At 65.7% G+C, this 21,221-nt stretch carries 16 protein-coding genes; 6 read left to right on the forward strand and 10 right to left on the reverse strand.

Annotated elements, in window-relative coordinates; all coding sequences use genetic code 11:
- Window positions 1–6 precede the first annotated feature (6 nt).
- Window positions 7–975 carry a hypothetical protein gene (locus KY469_06310; protein MBW3662693.1) on the forward strand — a complete coding sequence of 323 codons (969 nt, stop codon included), beginning with the start codon at window positions 7–9 and terminating at the stop codon, window positions 973–975.
- A gap of 683 nt (window positions 976–1,658) precedes the next feature.
- Here KY469_06310 and KY469_06315 read toward each other — a convergent pair.
- Entirely contained in the window at window positions 1,659–2,606 is a 948-nt protein-coding gene (locus KY469_06315) for a toll/interleukin-1 receptor domain-containing protein (protein ID MBW3662694.1), read from the reverse strand.
- A 576-nt stretch (window positions 2,607–3,182) separates the two neighbouring features.
- Between KY469_06315 and KY469_06320 the strand changes: the two genes are divergently transcribed.
- Window positions 3,183–5,885: an ATP-dependent RecD-like DNA helicase gene (locus tag KY469_06320; GenBank protein MBW3662695.1), complete on the forward strand. Its 2,703-nt coding sequence runs from the start codon at window positions 3,183–3,185 to the stop codon at window positions 5,883–5,885.
- Window positions 5,886–6,355: 470 nt separating this feature from the next.
- On the opposite strand, the gene KY469_06325 is transcribed toward KY469_06320, so the two are convergent.
- The 3 genes from KY469_06325 to KY469_06335 form a co-directional block, all read right to left on the reverse strand.
- Window positions 6,356–7,000: a serine protease gene (locus KY469_06325; protein MBW3662696.1), complete on the reverse strand. Its 645-nt coding sequence runs from the start codon at window positions 6,998–7,000 to the stop codon at window positions 6,356–6,358.
- A 47-nt stretch (window positions 7,001–7,047) separates the two neighbouring features.
- Entirely contained in the window at window positions 7,048–9,225 is a 2,178-nt protein-coding gene (locus KY469_06330; protein MBW3662697.1) for a hypothetical protein, read from the reverse strand.
- Window positions 9,226–9,524: 299 nt separating this feature from the next.
- Window positions 9,525–9,719, reverse strand: coding sequence for a hypothetical protein (locus KY469_06335; protein ID MBW3662698.1), 195 nt, complete (start codon window positions 9,717–9,719; stop codon window positions 9,525–9,527).
- Between the two features lie 280 nt (window positions 9,720–9,999).
- On the opposite strand from KY469_06335, the gene KY469_06340 reads away from it, so the two are divergent.
- The gene (locus KY469_06340; GenBank protein MBW3662699.1) at window positions 10,000–10,470 is read left to right on the forward strand and encodes a hypothetical protein; all 471 of its coding nucleotides are present in this window, start codon (window positions 10,000–10,002) and stop codon (window positions 10,468–10,470) included.
- 304 nt (window positions 10,471–10,774) lie between these two features.
- On the opposite strand, the gene KY469_06345 is transcribed toward KY469_06340, so the two are convergent.
- From KY469_06345 to KY469_06370, 6 genes are all read right to left on the reverse strand, one after another.
- Window positions 10,775–12,472: a type IV secretory system conjugative DNA transfer family protein gene (locus tag KY469_06345; protein MBW3662700.1), complete on the reverse strand. Its 1,698-nt coding sequence runs from the start codon at window positions 12,470–12,472 to the stop codon at window positions 10,775–10,777.
- 2 nt (window positions 12,473–12,474) lie between these two features.
- Window positions 12,475–13,650 (reverse strand): ATP-binding protein, encoded by a 1,176-nt coding sequence (locus KY469_06350; GenBank protein ID MBW3662701.1) that lies wholly within the window; start codon window positions 13,648–13,650, stop codon window positions 12,475–12,477.
- Window positions 13,651–13,745: 95 nt separating this feature from the next.
- Window positions 13,746–15,239: a type VII secretion protein EccE gene (locus KY469_06355; GenBank protein MBW3662702.1), complete on the reverse strand. Its 1,494-nt coding sequence runs from the start codon at window positions 15,237–15,239 to the stop codon at window positions 13,746–13,748.
- Window positions 15,236–16,645, reverse strand: a complete 1,410-nt coding sequence (locus tag KY469_06360; GenBank protein ID MBW3662703.1) for a hypothetical protein — start codon at window positions 16,643–16,645, stop codon at window positions 15,236–15,238. The genes KY469_06355 and KY469_06360 overlap by 4 nt, the downstream gene beginning before the upstream one ends.
- Before the next feature lie 3 nt (window positions 16,646–16,648).
- Complete coding sequence (locus tag KY469_06365) at window positions 16,649–17,383, reverse strand: hypothetical protein (protein ID MBW3662704.1); 735 nt, start codon at window positions 17,381–17,383, stop codon at window positions 16,649–16,651.
- Window positions 17,380–17,676, reverse strand: a complete 297-nt coding sequence (locus KY469_06370) for a hypothetical protein (protein ID MBW3662705.1) — start codon at window positions 17,674–17,676, stop codon at window positions 17,380–17,382. Before KY469_06370 ends, KY469_06365 begins: the two co-directional genes overlap by 4 nt.
- Before the next feature lie 241 nt (window positions 17,677–17,917).
- Between KY469_06370 and KY469_06375 the strand changes: the two genes are divergently transcribed.
- From KY469_06375 to KY469_06385, 3 genes are all read left to right on the forward strand, one after another.
- Complete coding sequence (locus KY469_06375) at window positions 17,918–18,985, forward strand: lytic transglycosylase domain-containing protein (GenBank protein MBW3662706.1); 1,068 nt, start codon at window positions 17,918–17,920, stop codon at window positions 18,983–18,985.
- 210 nt (window positions 18,986–19,195) lie between these two features.
- Window positions 19,196–19,660 (forward strand): hypothetical protein, encoded by a 465-nt coding sequence (locus KY469_06380; GenBank protein ID MBW3662707.1) that lies wholly within the window; start codon window positions 19,196–19,198, stop codon window positions 19,658–19,660.
- Window positions 19,661–19,717: 57 nt separating this feature from the next.
- A complete protein-coding gene (locus tag KY469_06385) occupies window positions 19,718–20,935 on the forward strand; it encodes a DUF4263 domain-containing protein (GenBank protein ID MBW3662708.1) in 1,218 nt (405 codons plus the stop codon).
- The last annotated feature ends 286 nt before the right edge of the window (window positions 20,936–21,221 follow it).

Here is a 21,221-nt window from a genome sequence, read left to right on the forward strand (position 1 = left end):
GACACCGTGCCGACCAGGCAGTTCACCGACGCTCAGCTCCGCGCCGTGCTGAGGCAGATCGCGAGGACCTACCTCGAGGTCGAGCGCGGCCTACGACCACCGGACCACTTAGCCGCCTTCTTGATCGACGCCGAGTACCAGCGTCACCGCAAACGACCCCAAGAGCTGGTCGCGTCCGCGGGCCCCGTCATGCGGGAGGACATCGGTCGCATCCACCTCGAACGCCGGACCGCGGGAAGCATCACCGCGACCATCGTCGCCCGCCACTACGAGAAACGTCGGGGCGCGCTCATGGTCGGACTCCGGGAGGGCAGTGGCGGATGGAGGGTCTCCCAACTCACGTGGCTCGAGCGCCTACCCGTCGTCTCCAGCCGGGGCGAGGTGCAGCCACCCGAGCCCGACGACTTCGACCGTCGCCTCCAGGACGTCGAGCGGGAACTCAGGCTCGTCACTGCGGCCCATAAGGCGGCGACGCGATGGGTCGAGGAGCTGCAGGCTGATGCCACGGTGGACAAGCGACCTGGTGCGCTCCTGCGGGCTCGCGAGCAGACGGCGAGATGGTCCGACCGCGTAGACGAGCTCGAACGGGAGATCGGGATCATGAAGGCAACAGAGCAGCTGCGTCGGACGCTCGATGAGGGAGGCGCCGAGAGCGCGCCAGCACCGCTGACCGACGACCCAGTGCTGGGCACGCTAGGCCCACGACCCGACCACGAGCGTTGGGCAAAGATCTGGGACGAGACCGTCGACGAACTCAACCGCTACAGGGAACGCTGGAACATCGCCGCCACGGACGACCCTTTAGGTGACGTGCCGGAAGACTCGGAGCAGATGAGACAGCGGGAACTACTGACCCAACTCCTCCGGGCCGTCGTCCCGTGGCTCGAACACGGCCGCCGAAGCACGCGCGAGGCACCGTCGGTCCACATGACGGTCGAGCACGCGCCGGCGCCGGGTTTCGGGCTCGAGGCGTAGCGAAACGTAATTGACGCCACTGATCATGCCGTTTGACAGGCGGATGAGGCTCACGTCGATGACTTCTTCGTCGACCGTACTGCTGTACTCAGGACGATTTGTTACATCGAACCGAGTCCACTTGCCGGAGCGTTCGACGTAGTCTCGATTCTCGGGTGAGAATTCGCCCGAGAAGGGATCCCTCCACGGCGATGACCTTACCCTCAGGCTGGATCCGTCCGGATCGCCATCGAGGAATAGCGTGGTTACATCGGAGAAGTGGAGTTCGATCGCGCCTCTCGACTCGTCTACATCGCCACGGTACACGTAGAAGGTCCTATGGACGCTGGTGATGACTCGCCCATGTAGCTCCATCAGAGTCTCCGAAGCTTCCTTCGTCATTGGAGTCGACCTGCACTCTGATACCAAGCGTCGATGTGGCCTCCACGAAGGATGGTGACGAAGTTGCCCGAGCCATCCGTGACCACGACGTCGGGGCCCTTGCGGAAGAAGCAGTAGTCGGCGCCTCCGCCACCCTCGGGGTGCCAAGAACCCTGACGAACCTCGTCTGCGTTAGCGTGGATGTTGAGTATCTCCAAGCGTATGAACTCGCGGGCGTAGGTCACGAGTCCCGTCAGGCCGGCAGGATGTTCCCGAACTGACAACAGCCAGGAGTCCGCGTCATTCCCTCTCAGGACGCATCGTCAATCATGCTGCAGCGTGGACGGGTCGATGGGAGCGGGAGAGGAATGTCTAATAGCGTCGCCCAGTACTGAGTAGGCGTCTTCAAGCACTCTCTGGGCCTCTCGTTCTGAAAGGCCGCCGCTCAGGTCCGCCACAACGAGAATGCCACTGGGGACGAATAGGCCACTCGTGGCTCGGGCACCCATTCGATCTACGAGGCCGAGGGCATCTCGCAGGTCCCGAGAAGGTTGTCGTTCCGTGACCAGGAGCCCACATGTCTCTTGGATCTCCTCTGTCACGCGGTGCGCCCAATCATCGAAATCGGCGCGCGTGAGGTCCTCCGGTCCGCCGAATGAAGAAACTACGTCGACCACAACGTCACGCTCATCGATCGTGATCCCTTCAAAGTCAATGTCCCGGATGGCTGAGACCTCCATGCTGGCCGAGAACCAGCCCTGCTCGGAGAGACCAGCTAGGAACTTCTCGTAGGCTTGATGTCTCGTCCATGCGTCCGCAGAGTCCATCGTGATCGGAGGCGCAGGTTTAGGGTATTTGGCGGCCTCGGACTCAAGTGTGTCGAGGATGCGACGCAGTCCTCCTCGCTTGCCAGGTCGCATGTCGGCGTACAGTCGACCCGCGAGTTCAGCCGGAACTTCAACATCATCGATGAGAACTGGCAAGACTCGGCAGTGTCCCTTGATCATGCGTTCGGTGGCAATGTCCAACTCATATTGGAGCCATTGCGACTCCAATGACGCTTTCGAAACGACGACCAGGACGATCTTGGCGGTCTTCACGCCCTCCGAGACCCTACCGGCCAGCGCATCACCGACTGCGATCTCCTTCTCATCGAGCCAAGTGTCGTATCCCCCGGCTCGAAGGCGCTTCTCTAGTCGCCGAACCTTGGGTTTATCTGCGGATGAGTGAGAGATGAACAACTTTCCGAGCGCCTGCTTGCCCCACGCCATGTGGTTCGTCCCCCTTCAAGTTGATTGTGTCTAGAAGGGTAGGTCGTCGCCGCTGGGCTAGGGCGGCGGCACGTTCGTGAGCTGTTCCTACGGCGACGGGTCGCCGTCTGGTGGCGGAGGCGGCGGAGGCGATGCAGGTGGAGCCGCGAGCGGGGTGTTACGTGGGGGCCGTCCCCAGCCCCGTCCCCACGGAGGTCTGCCGTCTCGTTGTGCTGGGCGACAGGGCGAGCCCGAGCCAGCAGCTCGTCGAACGTGATGATGTCCACGTCGCTGATGGAGCGGCGTATGGATTCCGTCAGGTCCCCGCCGGTGCGACCTTCACGGCCCCAAGGACGTTGCGCCTCTGCGCGTCCCTGAGTAGGTCAAGAAGCCCCGCAACCTGGTCGTCGGCGACCACCAGTGGGACGCGTTCGCCGGGCACACTGATGTTGTCGAAAACCCGTGAGGAAGGGAACTATGCGCCAGAAGTTCTCGTTCGTCCTGGCGGCCGCTACCGTCGACCATGGCCGCATAGCCCCGGGGTCCGGCCCGTCGGGGAAGGCGTGGCCGCCTTGGCCGAGGCGACGGGGTGATTGAGTGACGACTGTTGATGTACAGCTCCGTAATGCGGACGACGCGATCTGTTCGAACATCGAATTGCTCGCCGATCAGCGGGCGCTCCTGTCGGGGAATGTCCTGTCGCACCTTCGCAACCTCGTCGAGGCAGCGGCGATGCGGCTACACGTCGGTTCGCCCGGCGCAGACTTCACTTACGACGCGGTCGGACACGCCATCGCCTTCGTCAAGACCCGAGCGAACCTGAACTTCCTCGGCAGGTTCCACAAGCTGCTCCAGAAGAGCACCTCGCACTACACGCCTGACAGGGATGCGTCTGAACGGTTGATGCTCAAGTACTACGAGTACCTGCTGCAGTTGCGCACCCTGCTGGCAGACGAGTGCGGGGTCGCCGTGCTGGCCAACCTCGAGGAGTTCCCACTCGACACCGACCCTGCGCTGCGTGAGTACCACGACCGGATCGCGGCGCGGGTGAACGAGCCCGCCCGCCAACTCGACGACGGCTCACCGCGCCGCTACTACATCCACAAGACGCGGCCGTTCTTCGTCGACGGGCGCATCTACTACGAGGTGACGTGCTACCCGGCTGTGAATAGGGTCAGCAAGTTCGACCGCATCGTTGCGTTCACCGACATCGCCATGACCGACAAGTACTCGGCATTGCTGACGTTCCAGCACGACCACATCGAGATGTTCGGCCAGCAGCTTCCCATCACGATCGTGCGCGACTGGAAGGTGTCGATTCGACCGTGCGAGTTCAACAACTTTGCGAAGCTGCTGGGGATAAGGGTGAACGTCAGCACCTCGTCGGCCGAGTACCGCTTCCTGATGCGTGCGTTGACGGTCGGATCGTCCAACTTGCTCGACCTGATCGACACCTCAGATGAGGGGTACTCGCAGATCAGAAGTAGGGGCACTGAGAGGACGCGCACACCGGCGATCTTCCCGATCATCGACAAGGCACGACAGATCATCATGTCTGCGTCGCCGGGCCACAACGTGCTCAGGTACCTGCTGCTGCGAATGAACAATCAGATCATCAAGCCCCAGTACTCCGCGGACGGCTGCCGCCTGTTGTCCGGCCTGAACCTCGACTTCGGCTGCATCCCGTTCGACACGATGCCGTTCTGCACCTCTCCAAGGGGACACAACCCCAGCTACTGGGATCTCATGGAGGCCCTGGACCCGGCGCGCCGCGACCACGAGCTGCTTGCGCGGCGGGTGAAGACGAACGTGGACAGCCACGGTGTGCTGTACACGCCGGTGAGTGAGTTGGAGCGGTTCGGTGACGTCAACGAGCTCGTCGACACTTACAACGACGCGCTCTACTCCAAGCACGGTCGCCGGCGTCTCATCGTGGACATGGACCACGTGTTCATCCGCAGCTATGAGGACGACACGGTCGAGATCGTGGCGACCCTTCAGCAGTACGCGTCCGCGGGTGTGGACGGCTACACCCAGGCGGTCGACCGGTGGCTGGCCGAGGCGAACCGCGGCATCGACGACCCGGTCAAGGAGGAAGCGCTGCGTCGGTTGTTCAGCGATTCGCACGTCGCGATCATCTACGGGGCGGCTGGCACGGGCAAGTCGACGATGGTCGACCACATCGCCAGCCGCTTCAACGACATGCGCAAGCTGTTTCTGGCTCAGACCCACCCGGCCACGGACAACCTGAGGCGGCGCGTGACCGCGCAGAACTCCGAGTTCCGCACGGTCGCCAGCCACAACTACCGCTCATCGGGGCAAGACATGGAGTTCGATGTGGTGTTCATCGATGAGTGCAGCACCGTCAGCAACGAAGAGCTGCTCGAGGTGCTTCGGAGCACGTCGCTTCAGCTGTTGGTCTTGGTCGGTGATGTGCACCAGATCGAATCGATCCGGTTCGGCAACTGGTTTGACATCATCCCGTCGTTCGTCCCTGACAGCGCGGTGTTCGAGTTGACGACGCCGTTTCGGACCACCAGCCAGGCGCTGCTGGGGTTCTGGAGCAAGGTTCGCGCGCTTGACGACGACATCGCAGAGGTCGTCGCCGCCAACGGGTACTCGTCGCCGCTCGACGAGTCCCTTCTTGCCCCGTCGAAAGGCGATGAGATCGTGCTGAGCTTGAATTACGATGGCCTGTACGGCATCAACAACATCAACCGGTTCCTTCAGGCCAGTAACCCGGCGGAGCCCACACGTTGGCGTGATGCGACCTACAAGGTCGGTGACCCCGTGCTGTTCCACGACACAGAGCGGTTCCGGCCAGTCATCTACAACAACCTGAAGGGCTGGATTGTCGCCATCGACGCCGCACAGGGACGGATCCGCTTCGACGTGAAGCTCGACCGGCCGCTCACCGAGCTGGACATCTCTGACGGCGATCTTGAGTGGATCGGCAACTCGACCGTGAGGTTCACCGTGTACGACATCGACGTCAGCGACGATGACAGTGACGCGCTACACACGACCGTGCCGTTCCAGGTCGCCTACGCAGTGTCGATCCACAAGGCGCAAGGTCTGGAGTACGACTCGGTCAAGGTCGTAATCACGCACGCCAACGAGGACCACATCACCCACAACATCTTCTACACCGCCATCACCCGCGCACGTAGCGACCTACGCATCTACTGGGCTCCCGAAACCCAACAGGCTGTCCTTGGCTCCCTTGGGCGACCCTCGAACCACAAAGACGTAGCCCTGCTAAGGGCCCGCCGAACGCTCGTCCCAGCGGCCCGCGGGTAGACGCGAATACTTGTTCGCCGCGCGAGGAACGGCACTCACCGGTGCTCTCCACGCGCGACCTCCAGGACCGCGATCCCGGCGACGTCTATCTCCTCTTCGCACGCTTTGCAGCGATGACGTCGCGGCCGTCGTACCCATGGACCAGCGGGGCCACCACCGCCGTGTTCGCTAAGCGATCGCGGTCGAACTCGTTATGGAACGGATCCTGAGCGTCAACGACTTGTGTCGTGGCGGACCGGGCCCACCATCTCCGAGGTGACCTTCTCGACGTGGACGACGTTCTCGTGCGCCTGGGCCGCGATGTACTCGGCGTTCTCTTGCTTCTCACGCGCAGTGGCACGCATGGGGTCACCTGAAAGGCTCTCAACGGTGATTGGTACTACGTGGCCTAGCCGATGCTCGACTCATTCGGAGTGGAGCTTGCTCCCGAGACTCGAACAAACTCGTGCTCGCGTCGTCCAGCATCCAAGCTACGTCGATACCCATTCGATGACATCGGCCATCCGCACGGCGTAACCGACACGGATCCCCTCCGCTTCGTTATGTCTCTCGCTGATGTAGACCCCCACGACCTGCCAGCCCGGATCCCGAAGAACGGGGCTGCCCGAACAACCCCGCCCAGCCGCTGTACCCAGTTCAAGCAATCGTTGCCCCGTGACCTCTTCGACGGGGTGGCTGACACGGCGACGTACGTGTCCGGCTGTGAAGACCAGGTCAGGTCGGGGGTGAGCAAGACCATCGACAACGATGTCGTACTGTGCGTCCATCGGATAGCCCCACATAGTGTAGGGCATGGCGGATCCTTGCCAGTCGGGGTTTGCCACAAGCGGTGAACCGGCTAGGGGTCCCACTAGATCGAGCTTGGCGATGTCCTCTTCGGGATGTGTTTGCACATGGAGAATCTCGTTGACGGTCCAGGCACCCTCCCTGACGGTGAGGAAACCGAGTTCCTGAGCCGTCAGGCCGTGGACTACGTGAGCCGCCGTGATCATCCGAGCCTCGCCTTCAAGCGCGAAGCCCGTGCCGCGGAACTCGAAGGTGGCATGTTCATTGTCGGCTCGGATCGCACCGATAGGTACCACCCAGTCCCTGACCTTGCCGCTGTCCGTCGCCATAGGGGCCTCCGTGGGGTGCCGACGCCCGGGCGCGCGATGCGGATCGGTCACGGTGTCGCCCACGGCACCGGAGCTAGCAGCGTGCCGGAGTCCGCGTTGCCGATTCGAGATCGAACCTTGCCTTGGTAGCCGAGTTCGTTCAGCAGCGCCAACTCGAGGTAGTGGAGGGCGACGAAACCCGCCTCGGCCCACTCGTACACGTTGCGTGCCGCCCGATGCGCGTGCTTTGGATGGACGACGTGGTTCCGGAGTCGGATTATGCACGTCAGCGCGTCCACATCGTCTCCCGACGTGCAGTGAAATTCCTCGGCGACGTTTGCAAGGTGCGCGAGGTGTGGGGGGACCGCGGTCGGGATCTCGGAGTCATCCAGTAGCGTCCGGAGCTGCTGTTCGGTGGGCACTTTCTTCCATGCCTTGCGCGAGAAGTCGCCGCTCGACTCTACGAACCGGTGGTACGCGAGCAACTGGAGACCAGATGTTGCGATGGCGACGATGAGTTCGGCGTTCACGTCGACGTTCGCGGTCAGGTAGTACGAAATGGCGTACCTCAACACATCACGACGCAGTGGGTCCTTCCACTGCCCTACGACCAGCGGCAGGAGCTCCGAGAGCTGCTCGTTCGCGAGTCTCTCGTCGAGCCAAGTACCCGCTGACCACAACCGATCGACAGGGGCTTCGTGCCAGGACGTCCACGTTGGCGTGTCCCCGATCCATCCAACGGGGAGGAGCGTGGCCGTTGAGCGGCCGACAGCGAAGCTCAGTCCGAGCCCGATCGCTTCGAGGAAGACCAGAGCTTGCGCGGAATCGAACGAGGTTCCGTCCACACGACGGAGCTGCCCTATTTGCGTGAAGTCGTAGCCACCCTGACCCTTCCGCTCCTTCCAGTACGCGTGCTGACTCGCCTCGCGTCGAGAGTCGAGCGTCAGTTCCCACGACTCAATGGGGACCACCAGCCGGCTCGGCCACCTCGTCCGACGATCGGCCGGGTCACAGACGAGTGTCCCCTGAGGGCACCACCATCCGTTCGGCACGAGGAAGGTCACTCGCTCCACGCCTCGGCCTGCCCCCAGCTGCTGCGCTCCAAGACGCTGATTGACGGAGGCCGTAGTCCTCGCTGCTCCGTCAGACGGAGCGCGCTCACCCGCCATCGGTGGAGGGGGTACAGGAGGGATCGCTTCGCGCAGCTCGACGGTGGGGTTTGATACCCAGCCCGGCTCTCGTGCTTCCAAGAGCGCGTTCAAGTCCTCAACGTTCGCATGCCGCGCTCCTTGCGCGACAACCCGCGGCGAGGGTGCCCAGCTGAACGCCACCTCACCCGTCCACGGTTCGACGGTCTCCGACTCGTCGGAGAAGGTGAACTCGCCCTGGAATAGCGGTAGGTCCTCGTTGGGTCCGCATGGCGCATAGTGATGCACTAGCGCGTCCGGCGAGTCGTGCCTAATGACCACGCTCCGTTCGTCAGCATCGGTGATGGTCCATTGCACGATCCGCCGCCCGTCGACTTGGACGACGTCGACGTCCCGGGATGGGTCAGTCTCCAGGGGCCCGGCGGCAGTACTTCGGTTCTCGCCTGACTCCTGTGCCGACGTCATCTGAAGCTCATCGACAAGGTCAGCCAGTCGATCAACGAGCTCCTCTCCGTCTCTCCAGATGTCGAGGCCGGCAACGCTTTCGGGCCGATGAATCATGGTGGTGATCAGGAAGGTCGTGAACTCCCCGAGCGCTTGACGCGATACACCGCGCTGTTCCGCAACACGAGACAGGAGCACCTGGATCAGGTCCTGGGCCAACGCGAGGAACTCGTCGGCTGTTGTCTGCAACTCAGAGCCCAGTACATCGGCATGCCCGCCAAGTAGCCGCGGAAGCTCGACCAGCCAGAAGTCGTGGGCAAGGTAGTTTCGAGTCTCGCGCGCAGTGTCGAGTCGCGCACGGAGATCCTCCGGCACTTCGAGATCTGCTGGCCACGCCTGCTCCAGCTCCTCCACTGCGGCGAACAGCCCGCGCTTCAGTGCCGCAGCAAACATCCGGGCGGCGGAGTCATCATCGGCATCTGCGGCTGCGGCGGCGGGGGCGGAGAAGCGCACCGTCACCTCGAACAGCTGCGCACAGGCCATCGCCCAACCGTGCGCACCGGCAACGCGTTCAACATCCGCCAGCACCCGCTCCGCCTCATCTGACGTCGCCAAGAACTCACGTAGCTGTGGCCAGATCTCATCTACTCCCACAGTGAGCTCGCGTCCTCCCCGGACAGAGACATCGGACCCGCGGCGTCGGCACTCATGGGTCCTGTCGCGATGTCGATGGTTCCGGCAATGTACGTGTCCATCGCTTCAGTCCTGTTGAACATGCGACTGACAGGACTGCAGGAGTCACGGGCTCCATCGAGTTGACACGAGCGAACGACGCTTGAACTGGCCAGTGCATGTCGGGAGGCTCACCCTGGATAGTAGATCCTTTCGTGCCGCCCCCGTGACGGCAATGTCCCCGTGCATCGGAGTGGGTGTCTCGCCCTGCCGGAGTTGCCTCATGGCGTCAGTTCCTCGGTCTCAACCCCGAACACGCGGATGAGCGCCTCCCAGAGGTAGTCGCGGAAGTCCTCCCACTCGGATGAGGGATCGTGCTCGGCACGGGCCAGCTCGATCGCGTACAGGTACTCCTCACGCAGGATCGCGGGGAGATCGTCCACGCTGATGCCTGCCTGCTCGTCTCGTTCGTTCATCGCCCAACCTCCATTCTGTGAGTACATGTAGCGAAGCTGCGGTCGCATGGACACAGGACGAGCGGCGCACCCTGTGGATAGTGACCAGGCTGGTCGCCCACGCCCCGAGCTCAAGTGAGTCCGCAGCCGCTCTTGAACGTCGAGATCCATGGCGTCGCGTTCGTCCATCCGGGGGAGCACTCGGTAAGAGGACGGGTGAGTAGTCACCTGCCCTGTTGTGGCTTCGGCGTTGGATGGCCCACCATGCTCCATTGGTGTCCGAACTCGGGGGATGTCGGCAGTGGGTTCGCTGAGCATCTCGGGCTCGCCGCTCCACCCTGCTCTGCATCACTCGCGCTGGCCCCTGCGCATGCTGCTCCGCACGACGACCACGCTCACGAGGCTTGCCGAGGCTTACCGAGTCGCCCTCGCGGTGAGCGCTCAGTTCGGCGCCGAAGACAGGCGCGGAGCGATAGTGTTGATGCTGACACCCGAGGGCAGAGCCGCCGTCGAGACGACCCTGGAGTCTCTCTATGCCGCGGTCGCTACGGCGCTCGACGAGTGCACCCGTCTCGACGAATCGATCTCGCATGCCATCCACCATGACGTCGATGCGGTTTCAGTCGCCCTGGGACACGCGGTGGAGGCGCTGCGTGCCGCGGCAGAGACGTTGGCGGAGGGGAGCGGCTTCCTCGCGGGCGGACAGTTGGATTTGAAGACCATCCGCGAGTCGCTCTCACAGGCGATCCACGACGTGGGTGAGGCAGGGTAAGGCATCGCGGACGTGGACCGCAGAGTGGTCGACCTCGCAGCATCGACGTTGTACCCACCCACACCAAGGACGGAGGAGATCCGTCCAGAACTGAGGGGGGTGCCTGAGCTTCGAGCGGGTAACGGTCGTCGTCATCCCGGCTAGGAGTCGGCGGCAGACACTCTTGAGATCGGGAACCCCGCACGTGCTCCTGCAGCCGATCGCCCAGGGACGTCGAAGGAATCCACGCCGACGTCGCGCCGACGGCGTCGAAGGTCGTCATGTGGGTCCCGATCTGGAGCATGGACACAACAAGAAGCCAGGTTCACCTCGAGCGAGGTCGTTCCCGCCACCGTTTCGGTGCGTCGAACCATGGCTTGAGGCGAATCCGCGTCGGCGGGAGATGGCCGTAGATCAGGACTCCCTCGAAAGGTCGCATCTGGCGCAGACCGGCTGCGCTGGTCAGGGGTTCGTGCTGAGTGGCGTGCGTAGCGGAGATGCGACCCTCGGGGTCGACGGTAGTGGTCCGCCGCGTCACCTCGGCCTCGCCGATGACCTGGGCAACCTCCGTCGTCGTGGTCGCGTCGGTGATGCCGGACAGCAGAAGCTTCGCGCGGTGGTTGTTGACCACGGTTGCTGCTTGGTGCCCATACCGGGCGACGATCTGAGAACGGTCCTGCCAGATGGTCACGAGCTGGATGCCCAGCCCGGCGGCCGTGGAGGCGACTTGTGCGAGTTCGCGCAGCGGCGCGATGTTGGCGGCCTCGTCCAGCACTAGCAATAGGTTCAGTCGTCCCTTGCTGCCGGCTCGCTCGTAGGCCGCCGCGAGCACGGTCTGGACGAGCGCCGTGAACAGAGGCCGGAGCCGTGCCTGCTCGTGAAGGGGTGCCGACACGTAGAGGGTGTGCGCCCCGCCGCCCAGCAGCCGCTCAGGATCGATGTCGGAGCGTTGGGCCGAGGCCGCGACCTGGGGATCTGCGAACGCCGCGAGAACGGTCTCTGCGGTCGTGTACACCGACGAACGGGACCGTTCCTCGCGTCCCCAGCTCGCCCTCGCTGCCGCCAGGGCTTCGGGTACGCGCGCCACCTTGAGCAGGAGTTCGACCTCCTGCTGCTCCTTGAGGTCCACCCACCGAACGACGTCGCTGATGGTGCAGCCAGAGGTGGCCGCCGCGAACAGCAAGGGCGCGATCAACTTGCCGGCGTTCGAGTACCAGAAGTCGTTCTCATCGAGCTGCCGGTCACGCGCCGCCTGGGTCAGCCACGACGCGGTCCGCAACGCCTCCTGCCAGCTGTGACACCCGGCCAAGGGCGTCCACGAGGCGCTGTCGAACTCAGCGACGCTCGATGTCGGGTCGTAGACCCAGACGTCACCGCGGTCGCGCCGCGTCGAGATGGTTTCGGCCAGCAGATCCGCCTTGACGCTCGTGGCGACGACGGGACCGGGCCACTCGAGGATCGCCGGGATCGCCAGACCCGAGGTCTTGCCGCTCTGGGTCGGGCCAAGCACGAGGAGCGAGTGTCCCGCCTCCGTCGCGAGCAACCGGCCGCGTGATCCGTAGCCGAGCGTCAGCCGTCCGGGTACCGGTCCGGGAACGACCAGCGGCGTCAGGTCCTGCGGAGTCGCCCATCGCGACGCATCCGACGCCTCCGGCTGTCGCCTCGCCCGGCGCCCCAACAGCCACCACACCGGAACCAGCACCGCCACCAGCAGCAGTGACGCTGCGGTCCAGAACAGCACCGGACCAGGCAAGCGGCTGGCCGCCTCGACGGGGAACGCCGCCCGAGGGTCACCAGGATGCCGGGCCACCTCGAACGCGACCGGAACCATCTCCGACAACCTGATCGTCAGCCAGGAACCGGACGTGACGAGCGCCGCGAGCTGAGCGGCAGCCCACAGCCAGGCCGAGCCGGCCACCGCGACGCCGAGCCCGAAGGCGACGACCAGCTCGAATGGCGACAGGCCCGTCGCGATGTTGTGTCCGCCCGACAGTTGAGAGTTCCTTGACGGTGGTGCGTTCACCCTCAACCTCGTTCCGTCAGCTCTCGGAGGACCGTCGTCATGCGGGCGTCCGTGTCGGTGATCGCACGTTCGTGGGAGCCGAGCGCGTGCTCGACGAGGAACGACCGGTTGCCGACGCGCCACAGAGCCACGCCCCGTCCGAGCTGAGGCAGCAGCTCCGCCTCGGTGTCGGTGAGCCCGAGCATCTCGCGCGCGGCGGCGGTCTCTGCTGGGGATTGGCCGTAGATGACACGCGTCTCGGAATCCGCCAGCAGGCCGCGCGCAAGCGCCACCTGCTCCGAGCCAGCCTCTCCGGCCGCCTGCAGATCGCTGAGTCGGTGGATGACGGCAACGTTGGACACGCCGTACTGGCGCGACAGCTTCCACGACGCTTGGAGCCAACGTGCGATCTGGAGCTGGCGCAGCACCGCCCACGCCTCGTCGACCACCACGATGGTCCGCTCGGAGGTGACGCCCCGAAGCGCGGTTTGGAGCCAGGCCGTGGCGCACAGCATCAGGAGGCCCAGGGCCGCCGAGCCGTACAGCTCGGACAGATCGAGCACCACCACGGGCGCCGTGAGGTCGAGCGTCGGGCTGGTGGGTGCGTCGAACATCCCAGCGAGGTCGCCCTGGCACAGCCGCCGCAGGTCCAAGGCCACCTGCCGGCCTGCTTCCGCGAGCGAACTCGTGTCGGTCGCGACCCGTTGGGCGGCGTCAAGGTCCGGGCGTAGCAGTGCGTCCACCACGTGCGGGATCACTAGATCTTCGCCGTGCTCCCTCGTCGCCGACGTCAACGCAAGCTCACAGGCGGTTTGCTCGTCGGGGCTCAGCGCACGGTCCAGGGATGCAGCCGCCAGCGATGTCAACAGGTTCAGCCGACGCCGGCCCCCCTCATCGACGTCCGCGCCTCCGGGACCGGAGTCGAGGGGATTGAGGTGCACGCCGAGCCCAGGTCCGATGCGCACAGGCTCGACGCCGCACGCTTCTGCCAGCGGGCCGTACTCGCCCTTCGGATCGACGACCCACGACCGCCGTCCAAAGACCTGCTGGCGCCACAGGTAGGTCTTGACCCAGGCCGACTTCCCTCGGCCGACCTGGCCGGCGACGAGGAGGTTGGGGTTGGTGAGCACACCCTCGTCGTAAAGGACCCACGGGTCGTAGCAGAACGCCCCGCCCAGCACCTCACGTCCGACGTACACCCCGCGGCCTCCGAGCCCGCCCTCCGTCACGAAGGGGTAGGCAGCCTGGAGATGAGCAGTGGAGACCCGGTGGGAGCCGGCTCCTGGCGGAACGGTCATCGCAGCCCACGGGCGAGCGGCAGCGTCCACGTGAACGCGACGTCCTGCTGGCCGTCCAGGCGACGCAGTTCGAGAGCCGACTGCTGGGCTGCTTGCTCGACCTCCCCGCACGAGGCTTCTAGCTCGTCGCGCGACGGTGCGGTGACCGTGACGTAGCCAGCCAGGCGGTAGTCGGCGTGGCCATCGGCCAGCTCTTGCTCGCGTCGCGCGGCCGTTTCCTGCATGCGCCGGCGTCGGGCGGTCGAGCTGAAGCCAGCGCGAGTGCGCACCTCCTCATCGGCTTGGCCCTTGAGGACCGCCTGCTCCACCTCCCGGTGCGCCTTGTAGGGGCTCACCGGCTCCATCGTCACCGCCACGGTGCGCATCGCGGTGGTGCCCAGCAGCAGCGGGGCCAGGAAGTCGGCGCCGACCGGCGAGCGGGGCCACTGGGCGACCCAGTAGGTCGCGTGCCACACATCGGTCGTGCGGTAGGCCGACCAGCGGTTCTCCGCCACCAGCGGCCACGCGTTGCCGGGATCGGTGCCTCCCTCGGTCTGCGCCGCCGTCGCTCGGCGTGCGAGAGGTGCGCGTGAGTGGGGGTCGAACGCGGTTCGCAGCGCCCCGGCGAGCAGACGCGGCGTGAGGATCCCGTCGACGGTGAGGTCTGCGGCGGCGAGCTGACGACGCAGGCTGACCAGCTCACGCGTCAGGACGTGGAGGGCGCCATCGTGCCCGCCGCCGGCCTGTCGCACGGAGCGTCGTGCGCGGGCGACGGAGATCGACAGGACGAGGAAGGTCTCGTGGGCAGGCGCCGACGGCCCTGCCCGGTCGACGAGCTCGAGGTAGGACGCCAGGCTCGGGTGGTCGCGCGGCACTTGCCGGGCCGTGGCCAGGTAGCGCCCCATCGCGTCGCCGTCCTCCGGTGCGGTTCGCTCGACCCACTGCACCCGGTGGACGGGCGAGGAAGCGCGCGCGAGCCCCGCCAACAGCCCGCCCCATGCCGCCAGTCGCCGCTCCCGGTCGGGTGTGTCGGCGAGCTGGAACGAGCCTCCGCGAACGGACAGCACCGCGCTGTAGGTGCCGGCACGGGCGTCGTGGACGACGCCGACCTCGCGGCCACCCGACCCCTCGAGAACGACCGGCAGGAGCCGCGTCCCCACCAGAGTTGGGGGCGGGCACTGGGGCAGCGCGCCCTGCGCGTCGTGACCCAGCAGTGGGAGCGGCGAGCGGTGGCGTTGTCGCCCGGTGAGACGCTGGAGCACCCAGCGGAGCGCCACCGGCGTCCACTGCTCGACCGTCCTGCCCGCAACCGGCCACACGACGGCCATCGCCGCCAGCGCGACGACCCCGATCGCGACGACGAACGACCCGCGCGCCCCGGCCCCGAGACGGACCAGCGCGACCGCCGTCACCAGCGCACCGCCGAGTACGGCGAGCTGTGCGGCGCGCAGCCCCAGGACGACCGTCCGGTCCTCGGCGGCGGCACCGAACTCGTAGCGGGTCGCGTTCAACGTGAAGCGTCATTGGGCTGGTCGTCCCCGACGTGCGGGTCGGAGGCGCGGGGAGTGTCGCGCCTCGCCGCAGGTGAGCTGCGCCCGGCGCCACCAGCGGTCTCCGCCACCTGCTCGGCGCGCGTCCTTGCCGAGGCGATGGTGCTCTTCGTCGCCGCGGCGGCTGCGGCGACAGCGACCCCTCCACCAGCGGCCCCCGCCGTGGCGGCGCGTCCCGGTCCGGCTGCTGCCGATGCACCCCGCGCGACTCCTTGCGCGTCCCCACCGGCGCGTTGCTTGAGTATCCCGACGACCTGGTTGCGTGTTACCGGCGTGCCCACCGCGGCGGTCGGCCGGCGGAACGTGCCTTCGAGCTGGCCCGACAAACTGGACTCGAAGACGGGGATCAACCGCAGGACCACGTACGGAGCGAAGGCGGCGAGAGTCAACAGCGCTGAGCCCGACACGACGACAGCGAAGCCATCGTCAGCGACATCCGCGTCGAGGGCGTTGGACGCCAGGGCCAGAACGGCGACGATCACGAGCTTGGACAGGACGATGGCGACGAGGCCCTGCACCAGACGGCGCAGCCAGTGGGCCGTGGCGGGCCAGACCATCGACATGAACGCCAGCGGGAAGAACAAAACCGCCACGTAGATGGCGGCCTCCCTCAACAGGAGCTCGAGCCAGATCACGAACGATGCGAACGCAACGACCGCTCCACCGATCAGTGCGGCGAAGCCCGCGACCGCGGCACCGGTCGTCGCGGAGGTCGGCACAGCGACCAGAGCCAGTCCCTTGCCGACCCCCGTTGCGAACGACGACAGGTCTGCGCCCATGCCGCGACGGATCCAAGCCGCGAGTTCATCGGTGAGCGACACCAGCAGGCCGACGACCGTAATCGCCACTGCCGTACCGACGGCTGCGAGAGGTACGTGCGCGAACGCCGCCCGCACCATCATCCCGATGTCCTGGCGCAGGAGCGCCTGGATCACGGCCAGGAGGAGGAACGGCAAGAGTCCCAGAGCGGCGACCACGGCCATGTCGCGGTAGGAGGCCTCGAACCATCCCGCGCTGAGTCGAGGCCGCGTCGACCCATCGATGAAGCCCGCCACCCCACCGAGCATCCATCCCGCGCCGTCCACGACCCATCCGACGATCGCGCCGAGGATCGCGCTCGCGCCCCCGCCCACGATCGTCCTGATGCCGCCGCCGACTACGTCGCCGACGGCGCTGCACACGTCGCCGACGATCCAGGGGACGTGGCTACAGAACCCTGTGTCGCCAGACTCAGCGGTAGTTGGCGGCTCGGTCTCCACGATGGCGACCACGTTCTCCTGTGCGTCGCCGACCGTCGGCGTTCCGCCGAGCGCCACGCCGAGACCGATGACGGCGACAGCGGCTGCTTGTGCAAGTCGCAGACGCATCGCCTACTCCGCGAACGAGGTGGCGCGCGGGACGTAGTCGTACGGCTGGAACTCGTTGATCTGGCCGGCGATCGCGATGCCGCCAGGCTCCCCGGTCTGCGGTGGTTCGGGGCCGGGGCTGGTCAGGAATCCCACGAGGCGCCACCGGCCCCTCTCCCACACCAGTTCCACCTCCGTCGTACTCCAGGCGGGTTGCACGAGCGTCTGACCGCCCGCCATGACGATCCCCGTCGCCCAGATGGCGATCCGCGCTCGGTCGCGTGAGTACGCCCGCACCGTCCATCCGGCCGGCGTCGTCCGCCAGACGAACCCCATGTCGTTCCCAGCCCCCGACGCCAGCGGGAGGTTGGTCGAGATGGTGACCGCGACCTGCTCGAGGACCTGGCGCAGCTCGTCTTCGGCCTCCGTTGCCGCGAACTCGTCGAGGAGTTCGTGACGCTGTACCGGATCGAGAAGACCAGGGCCGTCAAGAGCCAGGCCGTAGGCAGTGGCCGCTTCGATGGCGCCCTCCTTCGTACGGTCGAAGGCGCCGAGCGACGAACTTGGGTGGTCTTCGGCTGCGGCGTGTTCTTGGACCTGCGTGCTTCTCGCTTCGGTCTGTGCCGCTTCATCGGTCGAGCCGCTTGCAGTATCCGGTTGCTTGGGGGAAGGGACCACGGTCCGACCGGTGAGCAGTCCGAGGACGAAGACCGCCACCACCGCGAGGGAGAGGGGGAGGATCCTGCGACGCGCTGTCATCGGACCGTGGTCCCCGTGTCGAAGAAGAAGTTAATGATCGCCGGGGCGGCACCGATGAGCAGCGCCGCCAACCCAGCGATGATGACGCCGCGACGCCCCGACACGGCGTACTGGTAGTTGTTCGAGTTGGACGCCAGCGCCCACGTCACCGCCGACACGACCAGAGCGATGAGCGCGAGGATCAGCCCCCACCCCATGATCCCGTCGGTGAGCTGCTGCAGGACCTGCCCTCCCGGTAGATGGCTCGGGTCGGGGTCACCCGCGACCTGGGCGAGCGTCAGCGGTGGGGTCACGACGGTTCCTCCTCCTCGGACCTATGGAGAGGGACGGCGACTCGCGTCTTCTGCTCCCGTGAATGAGAAGGCCGATTCCGGGGTCGCGGTGTGACAACGAATTCGAACGGAACACGGAGACGGTCGGTGCTCTTGGGTGAGGCATGCGGTGCGCCGATGGCTGCCACGAGACGGCTGTCACGTTCGGGATGCCTACAGGGCCTTCTCTCCCTGTCGGGCGCGATGAGCAAGGAGCCGCGACATGGTCCGCGTCGCCTGGTCCCTCCTCGCGGGCTTCGGACTTCTCCTCGGGCTGCCCGTCGTGGCGGGACTCGCTGCGGTGGGATCGATCGATACGCCCTCGCAAGACGCAGTGGACGAGGTGCCGTCGGCCTTCCTCGCCCTCTACCAGGACGCCGTCGCGACTCGATGCCCGTCGTTGCCGTGGTCGGTACTCGCAGCCATCGGCGGCATCGAGTCAGACCACGGACGAAGCGGCGGCGCGCAGCTCCTCCCGGACGGCCGAGTGATGCCTCCTGTCCTCGGTCCCGTCCTCGACGGCACTGACGGGACACGCGTTGTCCTGGACACGGATCAAGGGCACCACGACGGCGACGCCGTCTTCGACCGCGCGGTCGGGCCCATGCAGTTCATCCCGGCGACCTGGCAGGCCTACGGCGTTGATGCGTCCGGCGACCGCATCACTGATCCCCACAACGCCGTCGACGCGGCGCACGCGGCAGCGGTCTACCTGTGCGCGAGCGGAGCTACGGACCCGCCTCGACTCCCCGACGCGATCTGGGCGTACAACAACTCGTGGGACTACGTCGAGCGGGTCATGACGCTGGCGGCCCGCTACTCAAGCGCCGGATCACCCGGTTTCGTCACCGCCTCGCCGACCCTCGTGGCGATGGTGCTCGCCAACCCCAGACTGGAGATCTACGACGCGGGGAGAGCGGACATCGCTGCGGGGCGCATCGATGCGCGCGTCCTCCAGGTCTTGCAACTCGCGAGTGAACGACACACGCTTACGATCACGAGCCTCCGCACCGGCCATTCACGCTGCGTCGGAGGCGGCGACTTCGACGGCTGCCGGACCTCGCACCACTGGTACGGCCGCGCGGCCGATATAGCAGTCGTCGACGACCGTCCGGTCCATACGACCAATCAGCTGGCTCGCGGACTCGTGGAGTGGCTTGCGGCACTCGACTCGGGCCTTCGACCGACGGAGATCGGAACACCGTGGGCGGATCTGGGGGTCGCCCCGTTCTTCAGCGACTCGGATCATCGCGATCACGTGCACCTTGGCTATCGATCCAACCCCGGCTAGCGGTGACGGGCTACCCGGCGAGTCACCATGACGAAAGGAACCACGATGGTCGAGGCTCCTCGCCAACCCACCCACCCGGAGACCATGCGGTCAGGGGGCAAGGCCGGTACCGCCCAGACTGCCCAAGCAGTCAGCACCTCTCACCGAGGTCTCCCCTTCCAAGCCGCGCGTCCATCGCCAGAGGTCCCAACCCGGAAACATCCCGGGCGCGTGCTCGATGCCTTGTTGGCGGCCTCCGCGCCGGCCATCGTCATCGCCGACGCGACCCTGGCATGGAGGGGCGGCGACTCCATCGCCAGGCTCGAGGCCGTCGTCTTCCTCGTAGTCGGGCTGCCGTGGATCGCGGTCCTTCCGGTCATCGTGCGGGCGTGGCTCCGTCGAACTGGTCTCCCGAACCCCGGACAGTTCCTGCACGGTGCGCGCCGTTCGCACCGGCAAAGCGGCCCAATGGGCGACTTCGTACTGATCGTTGTAGCTGCGCTGGCGTCGATTCCCCTCTTCTATGCCTCGACGATCGCGCCCAGCGATGACATCGGCGTGCTCCTCATGGCGGCCGTGCCGTTCTCGATGGCCGTCGGCACATTGCTCACAGTCTCGAGACCTCGCGAGCCAGCGGCCCCAGACCTAAGCCACCTCGAGTCACATGGGGACCGTGCCGGTGGCTGGTTACCCTGAGCTCCAGGGCGACATGTCGGGGGTGATCCTGTGGACTTCCGTTCACTCGAGCAGTGGTTGGATGAGCGCCGCCGTACCGAACTGTTCTTCGTTGGCTTGGACGAGTTCACGGACCTTGAGATCCGTCCGAGTGGAGATAGATCCGGCTTCAACTACTTCTTCGATGTCAAGCAGAGGCGCCTGATCAAGGAGTTCGTCATTGACGAGACGGACCGAACGATCACCTACTGCGAGGTGACACTCATCGCCAAGGGCGAGAAGTTCGAGCCGCGCCTGTTCCTCAAGAAGGACAACAAGACGAAGGCCGGATTCAAGCGAGGTCAGGAGCAGCTCCGGAACCAGGAGGAGCACATCCTCGTTAAGACAGCGGTCAATCTTGATCCATGCCACGAGAACTTCTGGCAGCTCGTCTCGTTCCTCGCCGCCTTGAAGGAGGTCGAATTCCCGGGCGAGCCCGTGGCAGTCGTGCCGCAGGACCTGCGAGACCTCACGTCTGTGCTGGCCGATGCCGACACCAGCGAGGCCCGCCGGGTCGTTCAGAGTGCCATGCGTGGCCGACTGACGGAGGCTGACGTTCGTCTCCTCGTCGATCGCCGCGCTGCCCTCGACGAGTTCAACCATCTGATCGAGGATCCCGACTACCTGGCAGCCCGGATCGAGCAGACGGGAGCACGAGGAGAGGAGCCCATGTGGCAGGCATTCTTTGAGGAGCACCCATGGATTTTCGGTTATGGGCTCAAGCTGGTGGCTTGCGAGGGCTTCGACGACACGAAACTGGAGCAGTACACGACGGGTGCTGATGCCTTCTCCCGAACGGGCGACAGAATCGATGGTCTCATGATCACGTTGGGCCTGATCCAGTCGCTCATGTTCGTCGAAATCAAGAAGGCCTCGGAGGATCTCCTCAACCCGAAGGAGTACCGGTCGGGTATCTACCGCCCTTCGGCTGAGCTGTCCGGTGCGGTCAGCCAAGTTCAGGTGACTGCGCATCGGGCTGTCAAGGGATTGTCGGACCTCGCGACACAGAAGGACAGGAAGGGATGGCCGCTCAGGGAAGTGGGGACAGTTGAGCCTCGGAAGGTAATCGTCATCGGCCAGCTGCAGCAGTTCAGCCGCAACGGCGTCGTCAATGAGGACCTGTACAGGAGCTTTGAACTCTATCGTCGTTCGATTCACGATGTAGAGATCATCACCTTCGACGAACTACTCGAACGCGCACGATTCATCGCTCGGCATGAGACTGCGGATGGGTCGACGGATGCCGGTGGAGGCTGAGCCAATATCGCGACCGCTCCAACGGTCGGAGGACCTCCCGGGTACAACAGCCATCGGATGAGGTCCGCCGGTCCGAATCTCGTACGGACCAGTCGAGGCCGCCTTAGGCCGGGAAGCGAAATCCGCAATCGGCTTGCTCACTTACCCGCGTGCTAGGACTGCGGATTCGAGTCCCGATGCGAACGGGTGCACGAGCGTGATGGCGGTGTGTAGCGCCGCCTCGGTCTCGAGCGTGCCGCGGCTGGCTGGCGCGGTACCTACCTACAACACCCCCGCCGACGCCTGA

This window comes from Actinomycetota bacterium, from assembly GCA_019347575.1.
Lineage (GTDB): Bacteria > Actinomycetota > Nitriliruptoria > Nitriliruptorales > Nitriliruptoraceae > JAHWKY01.

Coding starts and splice junctions, on each gene's coding strand:
- KY469_06315 (MBW3662694.1), bottom strand. CDS start 2,606: ATGGCGTGGGGCAAGCAGGCGCTCGGAAAGTTGTTCATCTCTCACTCA.
- KY469_06325 (MBW3662696.1), bottom strand. CDS start 7,000: ATGGCGACGGACAGCGGCAAGGTCAGGGACTGGGTGGTACCTATCGGT.
- KY469_06335 (MBW3662698.1), bottom strand. CDS start 9,719: ATGAACGAACGAGACGAGCAGGCAGGCATCAGCGTGGACGATCTCCCC.
- KY469_06360 (MBW3662703.1), bottom strand. CDS start 16,645: ATGCGTCTGCGACTTGCACAAGCAGCCGCTGTCGCCGTCATCGGTCTC.
- KY469_06365 (MBW3662704.1), bottom strand. CDS start 17,383: ATGACAGCGCGTCGCAGGATCCTCCCCCTCTCCCTCGCGGTGGTGGCG.
- KY469_06375 (MBW3662706.1), top strand. CDS start 17,918: ATGGTCCGCGTCGCCTGGTCCCTCCTCGCGGGCTTCGGACTTCTCCTC.